Source organism: Mesorhizobium bavaricum (genome assembly GCF_056781655.1).
The window spans coordinates 2,866,932-2,884,581 of sequence record NZ_CM165566.1; the positions used below are offsets into that span (position 1 = coordinate 2,866,932).

20 protein-coding genes are annotated in these 17,650 nt (G+C 59.5%); 7 read left to right on the forward strand and 13 right to left on the reverse strand.

Annotated elements, in window-relative coordinates; all coding sequences use genetic code 11:
• Positions 1–3 precede the first annotated feature (3 nt).
• The 12 genes from AC1RZR_RS13950 to AC1RZR_RS14005 all read right to left on the reverse strand — a co-directional run bounded on the left by AC1RZR_RS13950 (position 4) and on the right by AC1RZR_RS14005 (position 10,271).
• Positions 4–591 (reverse strand): hypothetical protein, encoded by a 588-nt coding sequence (locus AC1RZR_RS13950; protein ID WP_481828639.1) that lies wholly within the window; start codon positions 589–591, stop codon positions 4–6.
• Positions 588–1,178 (reverse strand): L,D-transpeptidase, encoded by a 591-nt coding sequence (locus AC1RZR_RS13955; RefSeq protein WP_481828640.1) that lies wholly within the window; start codon positions 1,176–1,178, stop codon positions 588–590. Before AC1RZR_RS13955 ends, AC1RZR_RS13950 begins: the two co-directional genes overlap by 4 nt.
• Positions 1,162–2,325 carry a CpaE/TadZ family protein gene (locus AC1RZR_RS13960; RefSeq protein WP_477270764.1) on the reverse strand — a complete coding sequence of 388 codons (1,164 nt, stop codon included), beginning with the start codon at positions 2,323–2,325 and terminating at the stop codon, positions 1,162–1,164. Before AC1RZR_RS13960 ends, AC1RZR_RS13955 begins: the two co-directional genes overlap by 17 nt.
• Entirely contained in the window at positions 2,322–2,960 is a 639-nt protein-coding gene (locus AC1RZR_RS13965; protein WP_481828641.1) for a TadE/TadG family type IV pilus assembly protein, read from the reverse strand. The genes AC1RZR_RS13960 and AC1RZR_RS13965 overlap by 4 nt, the downstream gene beginning before the upstream one ends.
• Positions 2,961–2,962: 2 nt before the next feature.
• Entirely contained in the window at positions 2,963–3,490 is a 528-nt protein-coding gene (locus AC1RZR_RS13970; RefSeq protein ID WP_481828642.1) for a TadE/TadG family type IV pilus assembly protein, read from the reverse strand.
• A gap of 5 nt (positions 3,491–3,495) precedes the next feature.
• A complete protein-coding gene (locus AC1RZR_RS13975; protein ID WP_481828643.1) occupies positions 3,496–4,995 on the reverse strand; it encodes a pilus assembly protein TadG-related protein in 1,500 nt (499 codons plus the stop codon).
• Between the two features lie 92 nt (positions 4,996–5,087).
• Positions 5,088–5,384, reverse strand: a complete 297-nt coding sequence (locus AC1RZR_RS13980) for a hypothetical protein (protein ID WP_481828644.1) — start codon at positions 5,382–5,384, stop codon at positions 5,088–5,090.
• The gene (locus AC1RZR_RS13985; RefSeq protein ID WP_481828645.1) at positions 5,371–6,816 is read right to left on the reverse strand and encodes a type II and III secretion system protein family protein; all 1,446 of its coding nucleotides are present in this window, start codon (positions 6,814–6,816) and stop codon (positions 5,371–5,373) included. Before AC1RZR_RS13985 ends, AC1RZR_RS13980 begins: the two co-directional genes overlap by 14 nt.
• Positions 6,817–6,892: 76 nt before the next feature.
• Positions 6,893–7,969, reverse strand: coding sequence for a Flp pilus assembly protein CpaB (cpaB, locus tag AC1RZR_RS13990; RefSeq protein ID WP_481828646.1), 1,077 nt, complete (start codon positions 7,967–7,969; stop codon positions 6,893–6,895).
• Positions 7,970–8,056: 87 nt separating this feature from the next.
• Positions 8,057–8,239, reverse strand: a complete 183-nt coding sequence (locus AC1RZR_RS13995) for a Flp family type IVb pilin (protein WP_481828647.1) — start codon at positions 8,237–8,239, stop codon at positions 8,057–8,059.
• 533 nt (positions 8,240–8,772) lie between these two features.
• Positions 8,773–10,074: a hypothetical protein gene (locus tag AC1RZR_RS14000; protein ID WP_481828648.1), complete on the reverse strand. Its 1,302-nt coding sequence runs from the start codon at positions 10,072–10,074 to the stop codon at positions 8,773–8,775.
• Between the two features lie 32 nt (positions 10,075–10,106).
• Positions 10,107–10,271 carry a hypothetical protein gene (locus tag AC1RZR_RS14005; RefSeq protein ID WP_481828649.1) on the reverse strand — a complete coding sequence of 55 codons (165 nt, stop codon included), beginning with the start codon at positions 10,269–10,271 and terminating at the stop codon, positions 10,107–10,109.
• A gap of 394 nt (positions 10,272–10,665) precedes the next feature.
• On the opposite strand from AC1RZR_RS14005, the gene AC1RZR_RS14010 reads away from it, so the two are divergent.
• On the forward strand, positions 10,666–10,908 hold the full coding sequence (locus AC1RZR_RS14010; RefSeq protein ID WP_481828650.1) for a hypothetical protein: 243 nt from the start codon (positions 10,666–10,668) through the stop codon (positions 10,906–10,908).
• A 12-nt stretch (positions 10,909–10,920) separates the two neighbouring features.
• Here AC1RZR_RS14010 and AC1RZR_RS14015 read toward each other — a convergent pair whose 3' ends face one another.
• On the reverse strand, positions 10,921–11,103 hold the full coding sequence (locus AC1RZR_RS14015; protein WP_481828651.1) for a Flp family type IVb pilin: 183 nt from the start codon (positions 11,101–11,103) through the stop codon (positions 10,921–10,923).
• A 683-nt stretch (positions 11,104–11,786) separates the two neighbouring features.
• On the opposite strand from AC1RZR_RS14015, the gene AC1RZR_RS14020 reads away from it, so the two are divergent.
• The 6 genes from AC1RZR_RS14020 (at position 11,787) to AC1RZR_RS14045 (ending at position 17,120) form a co-directional block, all read left to right on the forward strand.
• Positions 11,787–13,160, forward strand: coding sequence for a TadA family conjugal transfer-associated ATPase (locus tag AC1RZR_RS14020; RefSeq protein WP_481828652.1), 1,374 nt, complete (start codon positions 11,787–11,789; stop codon positions 13,158–13,160).
• On the forward strand, positions 13,160–14,131 hold the full coding sequence (locus AC1RZR_RS14025) for a type II secretion system F family protein (RefSeq protein WP_481828653.1): 972 nt from the start codon (positions 13,160–13,162) through the stop codon (positions 14,129–14,131). The genes AC1RZR_RS14020 and AC1RZR_RS14025 overlap by 1 nt, the downstream gene beginning before the upstream one ends.
• Before the next feature lie 10 nt (positions 14,132–14,141).
• A complete protein-coding gene (locus AC1RZR_RS14030; protein ID WP_481828654.1) occupies positions 14,142–15,098 on the forward strand; it encodes a type II secretion system F family protein in 957 nt (318 codons plus the stop codon).
• Between the two features lie 57 nt (positions 15,099–15,155).
• Positions 15,156–15,701 carry a tetratricopeptide repeat protein gene (locus tag AC1RZR_RS14035; protein ID WP_481828655.1) on the forward strand — a complete coding sequence of 182 codons (546 nt, stop codon included), beginning with the start codon at positions 15,156–15,158 and terminating at the stop codon, positions 15,699–15,701.
• Between the two features lies 1 nt (position 15,702).
• On the forward strand, positions 15,703–16,227 hold the full coding sequence (locus AC1RZR_RS14040; protein WP_481828656.1) for a prepilin peptidase: 525 nt from the start codon (positions 15,703–15,705) through the stop codon (positions 16,225–16,227).
• A gap of 131 nt (positions 16,228–16,358) precedes the next feature.
• Positions 16,359–17,120, forward strand: a complete 762-nt coding sequence (locus AC1RZR_RS14045) for a methyltransferase family protein (RefSeq protein ID WP_481828657.1) — start codon at positions 16,359–16,361, stop codon at positions 17,118–17,120.
• Positions 17,121–17,650 lie beyond the last annotated feature (530 nt).

Sequence of the window (17,650 nt, forward strand, 5' to 3'; positions counted from 1 at the left end):
GGTCTAATTGATCCTGCGGTAAGTGACCTTGCCGTCAGCCTGCTGGATGCGCTGGTAGTTGGAGCTTGGGGGAGGGGGCGCTGCCGGTGCGGCCCTTTTCCTGGGCGCACGCGGCGCTTCGATGACACCGGGTTCGCTCGCGCTTTCGCCTTCGAGAGCTTCGGGCGCTTCCGCCAGCGTGCTGGTGGTCATCTGCGGCGGCTCCACCGCACCCGGCGTGGCCTCGCCGCCGGCGATCGGCCTAGTCAGTGCCAGTTGGGCAACGTTGCTGTTGATCTCGTTGAAGCTGCCTTGCAGTTGGCGGTCCAGTTTCTCGAACCGGCTCTGGAAGCCGTTGTTGACCGTGTCGAGCCGTGCTGAGATCCGTTGCTCGAACGCTCCGAGTTCCTCGAGCCGCGCCTCGACGACGCGCAGGTCGGAGATCCCCCGGAAGAGATAGACGGCGGCCGTGGCATTGAGGACGGCAAACAGCGTCAGTCCGACGCCGACCGCGATTGCCAGCCGGGAGCGGCTAGTGGTCCGGTCGAGCAGTGGCGGTTCATGCTGCTCGGCAATGATCGTCGGCATCTCCGGTTCGCTGATCGTCGTCATTGAACAACCACCTTTGCGCCGACCGCGACGCGCTTGAAAAGATCGATCACATCGGTGTTGGTAAGCCGAAAACATCCCGATGTCCCGTCAAAACCGACACCAGACGGATCGTTGGTGCCGTGTATCCGGTAGAGCGTGTCGCGACCGTCACGCAGCAAATAGAGCGCCCTTGCGCCGAGAGGGTTGTAGGGGCCGGCGGGCACCATTTTCGGCAGCTCCGGCTGGCGGGCGCGCATTTCCTGCGGCGGGCGCCACTCCGGCCATTCGGTCTTGGCTCCCACCTTGACGACGCCCGTCCAGCCAAACCCGTCGCGTCCGACGCTGATCTGGTAGCGGAGCGCCTGGCCCTGGCGGGTCACCAGGTAAAGCGCCTTCTCGTTCTTGCGGATGATGATCGTTCCGGGCTGCTCGGTGGTTGCGAAGGCAACCGTCTTGCGCAGGCTGGGCCCCATCGCCGGCAGCGGCGGACGATCCGAAAGCGCCGAACGCGCGCCGGCGAAGTCCTGGACGGACAGCGCCAGCGCCATGCCGAGCACGCAGGCGCCGGCCAGCCTCGTGGCGACCCGATGTCTATCGGGCAGCTTCATCGAGCCGCTCTTTGAACATCCGACTGAGATCCTTGTTGAAGCGCGCCCGCCCATCCACTTCGGAAGGCGTGATGGCCCTGTTCAGCGCGTCGGTCAGAAGGGCGTTGTCCAGTGCGACCGACTTGATGTGCGGCGCCTTGAAGATCTTCTCGAGCTCGCTGCGCGAGAAATGGTTCCCGAACCATTTGCGCTTGTGCTTGTTGGCAACCAGCGTGATGCTGACCGCATTGCCGCGCAGCTCGCGGATCTTCCTGTAGAGCCGCTTGCCTTGCCGCAGCGAAGCGACATTGAGTTCGAAGACGATGAAGATCTCGTCGCTCGTCGACAGCACGGAATTGTGCCAGGGCGTTTCGAGATTGGGCAGGTCGATGACGATGTCGTCGAAGCGGTAGGCGACGAGGTCCAGAAGCCGGAAGACGAAATCGCTGCCGTGCGGCTCGAATGGCAGTTGCGGCCTCTCGAACGCGTAGAGGGTGAGGCCGGACGGGCGCGACAGCTTGATGACATCCATCAGTTCGACATCGAGCCGTTCCGGCTGGCCGATGATGCCGGCAAGGTCGAACTGGTTGAACAGGTTGAGGTAGGCGCCGCAATTGGCGCTCTGGAAATCGAGATCGACCAGGCAGGTGGACGCCGCGCGTTCGGTCGATTTCGAGGCCAGGAATTCGGCCGCCGACAGCGCGAGCGTCGTGGCGCCGGCGCCACCGCTGGCGCCGATGAAGGTGATGATCCGGCTTTTCGTTCCCTGGTTGCCGGTGTCGTGGAAGGTCACCGCGTTGAGCAACTCCTTGCCGTCGAGCGGCTTGTGCAGCCAGTCCGAGGCGTTCATGCGCACCAGCACGCGCGTCTGTTCCGAGGTCAGCTCTCCGGAAACGGCGATCAGCGGCACGGTCGCCCACAGGGCGCGCGCCTCGACGATGCCGGGCCTGCCGAGCAACTCGCCATTGCCGAGATCGAGGATGACGATCCCCGGGCGCGATTCCGCGGGCGGACCCTTGAGAAAGTCACCCGTCTCGGAAATCCGGACATCGTAGATGGCCAGCGCATCGAGCCGTGTCGCCACGTCGCGCTTGAAGTTCGGATCCGACGAAAATAACGCCACTTGCTTTCGCTTGGTCGGCGTAACCTTGGTGTTGATGGCGTTCATGTTGGCGCTGCGCTCTTCAGATCTTCGCCCGTGACCGTGCTCAGCATGGAGGGCATGGAGATGTCATTAAAACCCATAAGTCCTTTCAGAAAGAAGAACTGGAAGGTCAGGTTCTGCAGGTTGACGGTGATCGTCGGCACGGGTCCGCCCAGACGGGTCTGGTAGCCGAGGCCGGTGGCCGAGTAGGTGACGACGACGTTGTCGCGGTGCAGTCCCGCGAAGAAGTGACACATGCCTGGCCGCTGGTTGGCGGCCAGCGCCGGACAGACGTCATTGGCGGTGTTTGCGGTGTCGCCGCGGAAGATACGGCTGAAGGCGACAGCATCGAATGTGCCGCCATTGCTGCATGCACCGGTGGCTCCGGTGTACTTGCAGACAAACGGCCCGTAGGCGCCAGCCGCGACTGGGGCGCCCGGCGCTGAGATGGGGGCGGCGGCCGTCAGATTGCTGACAACCGGATCGGAGATCGACGCCAGCCGGGCGCCGACCTGCACGGCCTTGGTCGCCTCGTTCCATTGATAGAACGCGTAACCGAAATCGACGAAGCCGAGGACAAGCGCAAACAGCAGCGACGAGACGATGGTCATTTCCACCATCGCCGCGCCGTCTTCCGATTTTGCAAAACGCTGGATCATGGTCAGAACCGGATCAACCGCTCGTCGTGGGCGCCATGAAGCGTGAGTGGGCCGATGCCGATGATCGACAGCATCCCGACCCCGGTGTATGCGTAGGTGCCGGCCGCGCGGACGGCGCAGACTTGTGCCGTGGTGGAGCGATATTGGGTAACGCCAGTCGACGACACGGCGTCCTGGCAGGAGTTGTTCAAGGTCACCGTGACATCCGATGTCGTCCAGCCGCTGACGCGCGGGCTGTCCGCCAGTGTCACCGTCGGCTTGCCGTACACCGCAATATTTTTGGCCACGGCCGCACAGTCGATCGTCAGCCCCGCGTCTGTATACAGCTTGCTGTTGCAGCGCGCTGCATAGCGCGCGCCGTCCGTAAGCCCGGCCTCCATCAGTAGTTTGTCATGGATCAGATTGCCGAACTCGAACACCCCGGCCGACAGGAACAGCATCAGCGGCGTGATCAGGGTCATCTCGACCAGCACCGCGCCGCGTTGGTCGTGGCGAAATCGACTGAGATATCGGGACAGCATCTTGAACATCGCGGTCACCGGTAAAGCTGCGGTTCGTCGCGCAGGAAGTTGTCGAGCGTGCCACTGCCGCCCTTGCCTGTGATGTCGACGAGTTCCACCATGATGTCTTTGCCGTCGATGATGGGCTCCGTGATGAAGAAACTGGCAAATCTCCTGGCCGGAACATTTACGCGGCCATTGAAACTCAGGCCCCCAGCCTGAATTGCATTGCAGTCCAGGACTGCACCGTAAAGCAACCGGCGATCGGGGTTTGCGATCGGCGTGAGGGCTCCAGCCGGCGGGGTGCCTTGTTCGCCGCCGACGGACGCGTCCGAAACAATGTTGTTGTCGATCTCATAGCGATAGACCTCATACCGCGTCGGGAGATCGTTTCCGGTTCCAGATAGAGCCGAAGGCACGGCTCGTAACGGATGATTGGCAGCCCAGTAGCGCGCGAAGTTCCAATCGCCGGCACCCATGCGGGTGCCCATCATGGTGCATGTGCCTGAGATCTGGCACGAGTCGCGTTCAAGCCCGATGCCTCTGGTCGGGTCCGTTTCGTAGTCGACCTTGTTGTTCTTGACGTACTGGTCCCAGTTCTTGGCACCCTTGCGCACATTGACCGCAGGTCCGTCCGAGAACGAGGATGAATCGATGCCGAAGCGCGAGTTGATGCCATCTAGCACCGGACCGGAATTCTGTCCCGGCTCAGTGTCGACGCCGTCGCGCGAGTAGCAATTCTGCGGCTTGGAGTCAGCGAGCATCTTTTCGAGCTGCTGTGCGCCGTTGCCAAACGGCGAAGCCAGGAAAGCGAAGTTGCCGGGAGCGTAAGCCCCGTCTCCGCGCAGCTTGATCTGGCGGCGACGGTATTGCCTGGTTTGCGCCGCCTGTTCCAGTGTGACACCCCCGGTGAGGCTTGTATCCTCATACGGGTTGCACATGAAAACGGGCGTGTAATCGCAAACGCCCGACGTGAAACCGGCGACCGACGCGGCAGCAACGTTGAAGGCGTTGCTTGCCGAGTTGCCCGTCAGAAACGACGCGGGGAAAATCGCGGCGAAACCAGTCGGTATCACCTTCACTTCAATGAATCGCGTCTCGTCTTCCCCAACAGTTTGAATTGCATCGGCATAGTTTGCGCTGGTGATCGCCGTGCCGTCAGACGTTGGCAAACTCTTGAGGAAACACCACGAAATGTTGCCGGCGCTGTTGCATCGTGCGGTGCCGACTGGTGGCCCGGAAGTCAAATTGAACCGGCCAGTAACGCCAACGGTTGTGAAAGTGGCCTCGTTGATAACCAGATTTGCCATGGCGCGCTCGGCTCTAGCCCATGAACCGGGCAAGCCGTCAAGTTCCGCCGCCCCAGCCAACGAAAACGCGTCTGCCGCCTTCTGTAAATCGTTGTGTAGGTTGTTGACCCGGCTCATGTCGATCGCAAGCAGGGAAAAGCCGATGATCGCCGGCAGCGTGACGCTGACGAGGATCAGCGCTATTCCTCTCTGATCGTGCCAGAACGCGCGAATGGTCCGCAGCATGGCCTTACTCTTTGCTCCCCTGTCGCCAGGTTCCCTCGTATGGCCTGGCGCACTAAAACCGCATCCTTCTGTTCAGTTCACGGCATCTCAATTCACTGGTTCGTCGTCACACCCGCCCCGCCGACATTGACCGTGATCGCTGGCGGTGGCGGCGGCGGCGGCGGAAATTTGTAGAGGGTTGCAACAGCGGCGGCGCGCGTGCCGTCGCCTTCGATCCTGGTGTTTTTGGAGGCCGGATTGAACGGGTCGACCGTCTGCAGCAGCGAATTGTATTTCTGCGTGTCGCCGGCGGCCAAAGTGACCGTATCGTAGTTGTTCAAATAGTCCGCGGCGCAGCCTGACAGCAGACCGGTGCTCAGCACGAGGATCAAGGCGCTATTTCTTGACATAGAGCATCTTGTCCTTCGATTTGAAATCCAGCATGTGGCCATAGGGGCCGGTAACGCCGTCGCCCGATTCATATTTTCGGATCATGTCCTTGTTCACCTCGAGCTGGCCAAGCACGAAGAACTCCGGGTCGTTGGCCGGCCGCGTCTTGTCGAATGGCGTTGCCAGCTGCTCGCCGGGTTTCACCGGCCGCACGATGTGCGGCGTGACGATGACGACCAGCTCGGTCTCTTCTTTCTGGTTGCTCGAATTGCGGAACAGCGTCCCGATAACGGGCACCTGGCCGAGCCACGGCACCTGGTCCTGCAGCTTGGTGGTCTTGCTCGACAAAAGCCCGCCGACGGCGAAGCTCTGGCCGTCGCGCAATTCGACGACTGTCGACAGCTTGCGGTTGGTGAAGATCGGATCGCCGGCGGTGGTGAAGCCGGTCAGGTCGCTGACCTCCGGCGACAGGCTCATATGGATCTTACCGTCGTCGAGTACGACCGGCGTGAACAGCAGATTGACGCCGAATTGCTTGTAGACGATGCTTATCTCGCCGTCCTTGTCGAGGGTGCGAATAGGCACTTCGCCGCCGGCGTTGAAGCTGGCCTGCTCGCCGGATAGCGTGGTGAGGTTGGGGTTGGCGAGCGTGCGCACCGCACCCTTGGACTCGAGCGCCTCGATGATCAGATCGACCTTGATGTTGCTGTCGATAACGCGAGTGATCAGCGCTCCGAAGGGAGAGGAGTTGGACAGGAGGCCGCTGAGCAGGGCGCCCGGCCCGAGCACGACATTGTCCTCGTCGACAGCAGCAACACCAGTACCGGTACGGGTCGTGCCATCGCCGTTCCTGCTCCTGATCGACACGCCGAGATCGCGGCCGGTGTTGCGCTTGGCTTCCAGCACGCGCACTTCCAAATTGACCTGCTGGCTGTCGTCGACGATGACGGAATTGATGATGGCGTCGGGACCATATTGCTGAGCAACGGCCATGATCGCCGCCAGCGTGGCGCCGTCCTTGACGTGACCGCCGAGCCTGACCCTGCCGTTGACCGAGCCCACTTCGATGCGCGACTTGGGCGCCACCTGGCGGATCGCCTGCGCCATGTCGCTGACGTCGACGCCGACCTCGATCTGGATAACGCCGAGCGAACGCTTGTCCGTGGAAAACAGATTGACCGTGGTGGTGCCGGCGCCCTTGCCGATGACATAGAGCGTGCGGTCGGTCATCGGCTGGGCATCGGCGATCTTCTCGTCGCCGACGACGATGTCGCCCAGATTGGCATTCACCTGGATCGTGACCGATTGCGACATCGGCAGGAAGACCTTATGGACGCTGGGGTTCGACACGTCGATGAAACGGTCTGCGGCATCGGCCGCCAGGCTCGAAAGCGACAGCGCTGCCAGACACGACAACGCGGCCACCGCCATCCTCAACCAAGACCCCTGCATCCCCAACTCCCCACTCGCTGCCGGTGGCAGCCCCACTTTATTCGCCGGTGGCAGCCACTTTATTCACTGCACCTTATCATGGTTGTCTCGGCACGTCATACGTCTCAAGCTTCACGCCCCGGAAAACGCCCACACTAGCACGCGACGGCGGCTCGGGTGTGACATATTTGACTACTTCCTTAACAACTTCGTGGACTTCCGGGGCCGTTGCCACGGCCGGAGCCGGCTTGATCTTGCTCAGATCGTCGAGCTTGTTTCCGACTCTGTCGACTGCCTGTGCCAATCCTGCGATCTTGTCGTCGGCACGCTTGCGCGCGTCCTCCGCGAGCTGGCGATCGGCCGCGGCAGCAGCGTCGGCTGCAGCCTGTTTGGCGAGGTCGGCTTGCCTTTTGGCCACGTCAGCCGGCATTTCCCCGGTCAAGTCGGAAAGGGTCACGCGCTCGGTCGTCTCGCCCTTGCTGGCCGCTGCCTGGCGAAGCGCCAGGGACAACTGGCCGGCGCCGGCGGCCAAGGTCAGCTTCTGCGCGTCCTTGGTGCTGACCTCGAGCGTCACCGATTTGACGACCGTTGGGCTGTCCTTGCTTTCGTCCGCAACCTGGTCGACGGCGAGCACCTTCATGCTCTGCAGCAGCACGTCGACAAAACTCTGGTCCGGGCCATCATTGACGCGCACCGTGCGCGTCAGCAAAATGTCGACCCGGTCGCCGGGGTAGACAAAGCCGGCAACGCCAAGCACGTCGTTGACGCGAATGGAAACCGCCTTCATGCCTTCGCCGAGCACTGCCGAAAGCGTGGCGCGCTGGCCGGGGCCGGTGATCTTGGTGGCGAGGACAGGCTCGTTGACGCCGATCGCCTGCAATGCCTGCTTGTTGCCTCCGCCGGCCGGAAGGTCTTTGGTGAGAAGTTCTTGTGTGGTCTTGAAAGCGCCGGCCGGAACCGCGCCCGACGGCCATTCGACTTCGCGCAATTTCTCGGCGGTCAGAATGTCACCGAACTTCAGCGCCTCCGCCGCCACGACGACCGTATCGTGGGGGATATTACCTGTTTGCGCCATCGCGCTGCGTTGATTTGCCAACCAGAAGTTGGCGAGCACGACCGCAAGAACGCCGAACACGCCGGCGAGAACAATCATGATAACTGTATTTGCGCGCATGGCCCTAGCCCCTTAGATTCCCCGGGCAAACACTCGTCGCCCCTTGTAGAATTTTGGGCCCGGGACAAGCCCGGGCCCAAATTGTCGTTAGGCCGCGGAGTTGAGCGCGAGGGTCAGCTTGTTCCACGACGTGGACACATAAGTACCGACTATAACAATCGCCGCAATTGCCGCGGCGCTGATCAGACCGATCAGGATCGAGTATTCGACCATGGCAGCGCCGTTTTCATCGTCGCGGAACTGCCGGGTCATCGTCATGAGCTTCTTCATGTCAATTTCTCCCTTTGGAGGTTTGAACCCGACGAGACAGAGCTAGGAATGAACCCCATACCCAAGCATCCCCCGTCATCTCAATCCTAGGTCCCACAAAAAAGCAGAGTCAAATGGGATTAAGGGTTCGTTAACGTTTGAATACCTGATCTATCGCGCTATAAGCCGATTTAGATTTAAGCAAGAGCTTGATTCGACTAATTTTTCAAGCGCTCTTAACCATTCGTTCACAATTCGATCCCAGTTGGGGGTACGCCGCTCATACATTAGGTGTATCGCATATTCCTTTATATCTAAGGGGTTACGCCTTGTTCATGGCACCGCACCATCTGTTGCGGTTTGTAAGGTTCCGTGAGGCTGGGTGGAAGGGCGCCTCAGCCAAAATAAAACGATATTTTCGGGGGGCGGGGCCTTAACTATGTTGTAAGTATTGGCTTCTCGTTCGCCGACCGCTTGGGCTCATACCGGCAATTGGCTGGAGCCCGCCACAAGGGGCCTGTGGGGCGTGGCGCGATCCCGGCTTTAGAGGCGGATCATTTCAGCCGCATTCTAGTGCGCCCGACCGAACCGTACACTAGGGCGGTTGTCGGTATAGTCACTGCAAGATAGCCAAGCAGACCAGCTACATCGAACCGGTAAGCTGGCCACCATTTGAACAACTGCGGGGTGTCAATAAATGCGGTGATCCCGACAACCCATATGACGTACACTGTCAGACTTGCGGCAACCGCGCAGGCGTAGGCTCTGAGATTGATACGGCCTGAGAAAAAAGCTGCGGCAACGAACATGACCGTCGCGGTGTTCAGGATAGCAGCGAGCGGGAGGCCGAGCAGGGCCATCCCTCTCTGGACATCGAAGGTGAGATAGGTAAGCACCGCCACCATCTGCGAAATGATGGCGACGATGGCCAGTCGCGGCGTTATGAATGCCAACGCGATCGACGCAAGCTCGAAGGCGTAGAAATATCGGTCATGCATCTTCGGCAGTATCCATGGCATCAGGATCAAAGATGTCGCCGCCGAAATGACGACGGTCTCGGCCGACCACTCGCGCCGCGAAATTGCGACGGAGAGCAGGAGGCCAGCGACCGCACCGGCGATCAACCCGACACCTACGCCGAGGGCATAGAATTCCGTTGGGACGAACAGCCAGAGGTTCGGGGCGCTCATCGATAGTTCGTGGAAAAATTCTGCCTGCCTGAAATAGATCAGAAGGATATCCATCGCCGGGCGTCCGGCGATCAATGCGGGTAGTGCGAGCAATAGATAGGCGACCGGGATTGAGGCCAGCCATGCCCAATGTAACCTGCGTCTCAGGACAAGGGCGAAGATCAACGGCCCCAGGAATACGGCCTGCAGCTTTACACTGACGGCGAACGCAAAAGCCAAAACGCCGAGGCGGTAACGCTCACCAGCGATCCAATAGATGCTGAGCAGGACGAAGAACGTCCAGATGGAATCGGCCTGGCCCCACATGGCTCCATTGTAAAGGACGCTTGGTGCCAGCAATATCGCGGCAAAGGCGATCGCCGCACGAAAGCGTGAGCCGGTAATAGCCGCGACCATCATGTAGACGACGACTGCACAGCCCAACTCGAAGACAAAGGAGATGCTCTTGACGAGCAAGAGCGGCGACAGGAGGCCGTCGAATGCAGTCGCAACCAGCAGCAGGTAACTGTAGAACGGTGCATAATTTGTAAGGCCCCTGCCGAGTGCCGTGACGCCCCCATTCAACGCCTGATCGTACCATGGCAGGAGATAGACGGTAGTGTCGTTCGTGACGTGATCACGAAAGACCAGCCTAACTGCAAACCCTGCGATTGCGATCGCACACATGCCAATTCGTCGCGTTGAAGGCGAAGAATAATCTAGCGCCATAAGCCATCCCAGAAACGGGTGGCAGCCTCGCGGAAATGCGGGTCTCTGTTGGAAAAGTAGAAGATCAAGCCGACGAGCACGATGATTATCGGGATCAGGCGATCTGTGCTTGGCGGGATCAATTCGCTATACGTTTTGCGCCAAGTCTTCTTCATCGGATAGTTCCCCCAAAGCCCATCAATTGAACCACTCGGGCGTCCCTGACGCAAGCGGATGGTTTCCGACTAGGGGACAGCAGCGCTCCTCGCATAGAGATCTCGCAACCTTCCCGCGAGATGGCAACATTGGGACGCGGTCAAGGGTGATCAACTGCCCGATGGCGTCGACTATGTGGTGTTCCACGGTGCAGCCAATTCCGGCGTCCTGGAGCAATTCCATGCACTGAGAACACTGAAACCGTTCTTCATCGAGCATCCGCCCGCGCGGCCAACAGATAATTTCAGGACAAGGGAATTCGGGGATGCTAGGCCGTTTCTTTGAGGGCCAGCCGAGCCGCTGGCGCAACCCGCGCCGCTACCCGTTGTGACGCCATTGCCAGCATCCCCGATCTTGCGCCGCGAGGTTAAATCGGTCAATCAGATGTCGATGGAAATCCACTTTCAAGGCAAGGAATTCATCGCCAATCGGCGCTTTGAAACAGCGTCCACGGATGAGATCCCGAACGAGATCCGCCCGATCGTGCGTGAGTTCGTTCGTTGCCGCAACGTGCCGCTGAATGCTCGAGAACTCGACCAATTGACAGCGGCACCGCCGACGAGATGCTGGGCCCGTGGAGCCGGGACCGGGCCTTAGCCCAAAATGTCGTTAGGCCGCGGAGTTGAGCACGTTGGTCAGCGTGTTCCACGACGTGGACACATAAGTACCGACCACAACAATCGCCGCAATTGCCGCGGCGCTGATCAGACCGATCAGGATCGAGTATTCGACCATGGCAGCGCCGGTTTCGTCGTCGCGGAACTGCCGGGTCATCGTCATGAGCTTCTTCATGTCAATTTCTCCCTTTGGAGGTTTGAACCCGACGAGACGAGCCAGAGATGAAATCCCATACCCAAGCATCCCCCGTCATCTCGATCCTAGGTCTCGCGAAAAAGCAGAGTCAAATCGGATTAAGGGTTCGTTAACGATTGAATACCTGATCTATCGCGTCACAAGCCGATTCTGATTTTATCAAGAGCTTGATTCGACTAATCTTTCGAGAGTTCTTAACCATTCGTTCATAATTCAGTCCCAGTTCGGGGTATGCCGCTAATACATTAGGTGTATCGCATATTCCTTTATATCTAAGGGGTTACGCCTTGTTCATGGCTCCGCGCCACCTGTTGCGATTTTGTAAGGTTCCGTGAGGTTGGGTGAGTGGGCGCTTCAGGCAAAATCAAAACGATATTTTCGGCAGAGCCTGCTTAACTATGTTGCAAGTATTGACTTGCGGTTCGCCGCCAGACGCTTGCCCCCTCCCGTGGTTAATGGTTAGTTTATGCCTTACGAATTTAGCGGGGGCTAATCGTTGTGACGAGGCGATCGGAAAAGGGGCAGGCGGGGAGCGGGGAGCGGTTCGCGAGACCGGCTCAGGATCGTGCATGCGGCATGACCCAGATGGGCCAGGCCGGCGGTGCGCGCAGCTCGCGGTCAACAAATAATCTCAGGGAACCAGAATTCGGGGGCAGCACAAAATGTTAGGCCGTTTCATCAAGGGGGCAGCCGAGCCGCTGGCGCAAGCTGCGCCGCTGCCCGTTGTGACGCCAACGCCAGCAATCCCCGATCTTGCGCCGCATGGCGATGAATTCCTGGCCTTGAAAGTGGAACTCCATCGACATCTGATCGACCGGTTCAACCTCGCGGCGCTTGATACAGCGTCGAAGGACGAGATCCTGAACGAAATCCGCCCGATCGTGCGTGAGTTCGTTCGTGCCCGCAACGTGCCGCTGAATGCCCGCGAACTCGACCAACTGACCAGCGACACCGCCGACGAGATGCTCGGGCTGGGGCCGATCGAGCCGTTGCTCAAGGACGATTCGATTGCCGACATCCTGATCAACACCCACAAGCGCGTCTTCATCGAGCGATATGGTGTGATCGAGGAGACAGGGATACGCTTTCGCGACGAGGCGCATCTGCTGCGTATCATCAACAAGATCGTCTCGGCAATCGGGCGGCGCGTGGATGAATCGGCGCCGATGGTCGATGCGCGGCTGGCCGACGGCTCGCGCGTGAACATCGCGGTGCGGCCGATCTCGGTGGATGGGCCGCTGGTGTCGATCCGCAAATTCTCAAAGAATCCCTATTCGCTCGAGCGCCTGATGGCATTCAATTCCATCCGCCCGCCGATGGTCGATCTCCTGCGCATCGCCGTGCAGTCGCGCAAGTCGATCCTGGTTTCGGGCGGCACCGGCAGCGGCAAGACGACTTTGCTCAACGCTCTGTCGAGTTACATCCCCTCGAGAGAGCGACTGATCACCATCGAGGATGCGGCCGAACTGCAACTGCAACAGCCGCATGTCGGCAGGCTGGAGACGCGTCCGCCCAATGTCGAGGGCAAGGGCGAGGTGCGCCAGCGCGAGTTGCTGAAGAACGCGTTGCGCATGCGGCCCGATCGGATCATCGTGGGCGAGGTGCGCGGCGAGGAAGCCTTCGACATGCTGCAAGCGATGAACACCGGCCACGAGGGGTCGATGACCACAATCCACGCCAACACGCCACGCGACGCGATCTCGCGGCTGGAGCAGATGGTCGGCATGGCCGGCATGCCGATGAGCAACGATTCCATCCGGGCGCAGATTGCCTCGGCCATCGATATTGTCGTGCAGACGCAGCGTCTTTCGGATGGCGGCAGGCGCGTAACGTCCATATCGGAGATCACCGGCATGGAAGGCAATGTTATCCAGCTTCAGGAAATCTACCATTTCGTGCGCCGCGATGTCGGCGCCGACGGCTCCATTATCGGTGACTTTCGCGCCACCGGTGTTCGACCGCGCTTCGCCCAGGAGGCGGCGACGCTTGGCCATCAGTTCGCCAAGGATGCCTTCAATCCTCAGGTTCCGCTCTGATGCCGACCGGACAGACCTTGCTCTACTTCATCTACGTGCTGGCAGCGGCCTCGGTCATTCTCGCCGCGGAATCGTTCTACGTGTCATTTTCAGGGCGGCGCGCGCGCATCACCACCGTCAACAGGCGTATCAAGCGGTTGCAAGAGGAGGCCCCGGCCGAACAGACATTGCAGGGGCTGTTGCAGGAACGTGGCCTGACGGCGAGTGGCGACTACATCTTCGGTGCAGTCGCGCTCAACCGACTTTACACGCAATCCGGCATAACCGGCAACCCGCTGGCCTTTGCAGCGGTATTCCTGTTGGCCGGTCTGGTGTCGGCACTGGTTTTGCCGTTGGTTCTGGGCTTTTCGACTGTTGTCGGGATCATCGCGTTTTTTGTCGTCGGCCTTATCCTGCCGCTTCTCGTCTTGCGCCGTGCGCGGAACAAGCGAATCCAGAAATTTGCCGCCCAACTTCCCAACGCACTCGACATGATCGTGCGTTCGTTGCGTGCCGGTCATCCGACATCGGTGGCAATCGGGCTTGTGGCACGCGAGATGCCCGACCCGCTCGGCACCGAATTCGGCATCGTCTCCGACGAAATCACCTTTGGACTCAGCCTTGAACAGGCCGTGCGCAAACTCTCGCAACGCGTCGGCTTCGAAGGTCTCCATCTCCTTACCATATCACTCTCCATTCAGGCCAAGACCGGCGGCAACCTGACCGAGATGCTATCGAATCTTTCATCTTCGCTCCGCGAGCGGCAGAAATTGAGGCTGAAGATCAAGGCGCTTTCCGCCGAGGGCCGAGCATCGGCATGGATAATATCTCTATTTCCCTTCGTTATGTTTGGAATACTTTTTTTAGTTGCCCCCAGCTATTATGGAGATATTTGGGGTAGCCCGCTGATAACGCCGGTATTCGTGATATTTGGAATATTGGCGCTTTTGGGCGATTTCATCATGTTTCGAATGATCAATTTCGATTTCTGAGGAGGGCGCCATGACCGTTTTTGCAAGCCTTCAGAATTCGGGACTGCTCATCTCGCTCGCCGTTTTCATGGCGGCGATGGCGATTTTCTTGTTCGGCGCATTGATAATCCTTCCGGCCATGCAGACGCGGAAGCTGGTTGCGCAAAGCCTGCTGGCCGAGGGAATTGCCAGCCGTCGCTCGCTGATGGGCCAGGACCATTTGGCCAAGATTTCGGCGCAGCTTCCGGTCGACGCATATTTCCGGTCGATAGAAAAGGAACGGGACGAACCCAGCGCCCTGGACGCGAAGCTTTTCCGTGCCGGCTTCTATCAATCAACCGCGCCGGCGGTTTACACCCTGTCGCGCCTGGGTGCGGTCTTGATAGGCTTCTCCGTGATGTACGCTGTTCTGTCGCGTATACTGCCGTCTCAGGTACCAGGAGTCGTAGCCTTTGCCATCGCTGCCGTGTTCGGGCTGGCCTGCATAGTCATACCAAGCATTGCTCTGGATCGGTTCGAGAGCGCACAAAAGAAGGTCTACCGCCGTGGCTTTCCCGATTTCATGGACATGATGATCACCTGCGCCGATGCCGGCATGAGCCTCGAGGCGGCGGTCGAGCGCGTCGGAACAGAACTTGCCGCCACCCACAAATGGCTCGGCATTCAGCTGACGATCATGAATTTGCAGTTGCGCGCCGGCAAGCCGTTGCGGGAAGCTCTGCGCGAGCTCGCGGACCGAATCGGTCTCGAAGAGGCGAGATCCCTGGCGGTGCTGTTCCGGCAATCGGAAGAGCTCGGCACCAGCCTGACAGACGCCTTGCGGGTCTACAGCGACGAAATGCGCAGTCAGAGAATCCTGCGTGCGGAGGAGATCGCTAACGCTCTTCCGGTCAAGATGATGATTCCGCTCGGTCTTTGCATCTTTCCAGTCGTGATGATGATTGTTATGCTGCCGGTCGTCATCCGAATGAAAGGCGTTTTCTTCTAGTTGTATATATGCTTTGGTCCTAAAATGAGCTGAGTCGGAGCGCTCTTGGGGGATAAAATGACAGGGCCAATGCGCCTCGCAGCCGTAGCCAGTCTGTTGATGGTCCTTGCGGGCTGTCAAACGAACGACACCCTCGATGGTGTCGTTCGCACCAACGAGCCGTCGAAAGGCGACGTAACGTCCTTTGGCGATGCTTTCGACGGGCTGAAGACGGTCAGCGACGTCGAATATCACGCCTCGGACCAGGCCGTGGCCGAAGCCAAGAACCAGTTCCGCGCGGAAAACTACGGCAATGCCGGCGCCTTGTTCTTCAAGGCGACGCAACTGTCGCCCAATGACGGTAACGCGTGGATGGGGCTGGCTGCCTGCAGCGACCGCATTCACCGCTTCGACCTCGCCGATCGGGCCTATGCCCGAGCCTTCAAGCTGCTTGGCGCGACGCCGGAATACTACAACAACGTCGGCTATTCCTACCTGCTGCGCGGCAAGCTGCAGGATGCGCGCGCGAATTTCCTCAAGGCGTATGAACTGGCGCCCAACGATCCGACGGTGACCAACAATCTGAAGCTTTTGTCGTCGAGCGTGCAGAATATCGAGCGCTAGCATGCTGCTTGTCGAATCGCTGCTGCTGATGGCGCTCGCCATTCCCCTGCTGGCAAGGATTGCGTGGCTCGACTTCACCACCCAGGAGATAGCCAATCGCGACGTTCTGCTGCTGCTCTGCCTGGGGGCAGGGTCGCAGTTGCTGCTGTCGCTGCAGTCCGGATCCTGGTTGGACATGGGGTTGTGTGCCGCTGCCGGGCTTCTGTTGTTTGTCGCGCTCTTGCCTTTCTGGGTGCTGCGCAAGGTTGGCGCCGGCGATATCAAGCTGATGGCGACCGTGCCTTTTCTGATCGGTGGCAGCGCGCTCGTCGTCTTTTCCTTTCTGATGCTGCTTTTTGCTCTCGTCACGGCGCTGGTCGTGAAAAACCCAACGCTGCTGCCGGAAGGCGCCTTCCGCGTATACATTCAGCATTTGGATCGCAAAGGTGTTGTGCCGTTTGGAGTGCCGATTGCCCTGGCGTCGATATGTACGATCGCATTCCAGATCGTAAGCAGCTTTATCGCCCCTGGCAGTCTATTTGCCTAACGGGGCTAATTTACAAAATCACTCGGTGGATTTCGCCGAAGTTTTGATAACCAGATTAACCCTTTGGGAACCATTAACTTGCCGTGGAGCCGGCAAAATGCTTGGATTGCATCTTGTTGGTGGGGCTCCAAATGAACATTTCCAATTCTGAAAGGGATCGCATATCCGTTTGCTCTGAGACGTCGCCGGAAGGTGTTCAGGAAGGCATTCTTCAGCGATCCATGCGCTTGCTCCCGCCACCAGCGACGCGTGACTTTATCGGTCGCGCAACGCTGACATTTTACTTCACATTCGGCGCGGTCATCAAGGTGGCAGCTCTGATCTTGGTTCTGCGCGATATTGTGTGGACGACAGCATCCAGCGTCGACTTTGCGGCGGATGTTGCCGCTCTCGGCTTCATGGTGCTCATGGGTGTTTCAACCGTGACGCGTCTTCCGCCGGTGAAGACAGCGCAGGGAATTGAACCCCGAATCTCGGCGCTGATTGGATGCTTCGCCATTGGGACGTTGGTGCTTGTGCCTCGTGTCCAGATCCCGCCGCAGCTTGAATTGGTTGCGGACTTCATCATCCTCGGCGGTTTCGCGCTTTGCATCTTGTGCCTGTGGTGGCTCGGCAGATCGTTCAGCATCGTCGCCCAGGCCAGGCGGCTTGTCACAGCAGGCCCCTACCGGATCGTGCGGCACCCTCTCTATGCCTGCGAGGCGATCGTCATGCTCGGCATTGTCCTGCGCATTCCGACATGGCAATCAGTTGCAATTTGCGCGATTGCTCTCACCTTCCAATATCGGCGGCTGGTCAATGAGGAAAAGGTCCTGCAATCGGCCTTCCCCGAATACGAGGCCTACAGGCGTAGGACGCCGATGCTATTTCCTTCCTTGTCTTCATTTCGGTGATCGAACGCCGGCGCGCCTGCGAATACTCTGGCCCGGTGATCTGAAGCGCAGCAAAACGCGCCTTCATCAAACCGGCGATGTCGGGGTTAGCCAGCAAAATGGCCATATACCTCTATATTAGCTTGTGCTAACGTACTGTGGCCGCAGCCCCAAAAACACCCCAACCCCCCCGGGCGCTGCGACCACCGAGCGTCGGCAAACTCGCGCTCACCAGACTCTCCAGTTTGCCGGCGCTCGGTCTCCTCGTGAGAGGCGCGGGCGCGCAGCGGCGCTTTGCGCCGGTGGGCTTCATTCGAGAATCAAGAACACAAAGATCTTGATCGGCGCACCGACGATGGCCAATCAATCCAGCTTGTTGTCTGGATGACCAATGTCAGGGTGCCATCGGTGTTGCGGCGACGACCTGGCAACTGACCCGGGGCTGCGCTACCGGCTCTGCCATGACCGCCGGGTAGGTGTTCATGATCGCAGCCGACCCGGCCTGAACGGTGTCGAATATAGGTTTCTTGCTGCGGCTTCCGGCTCTTGTC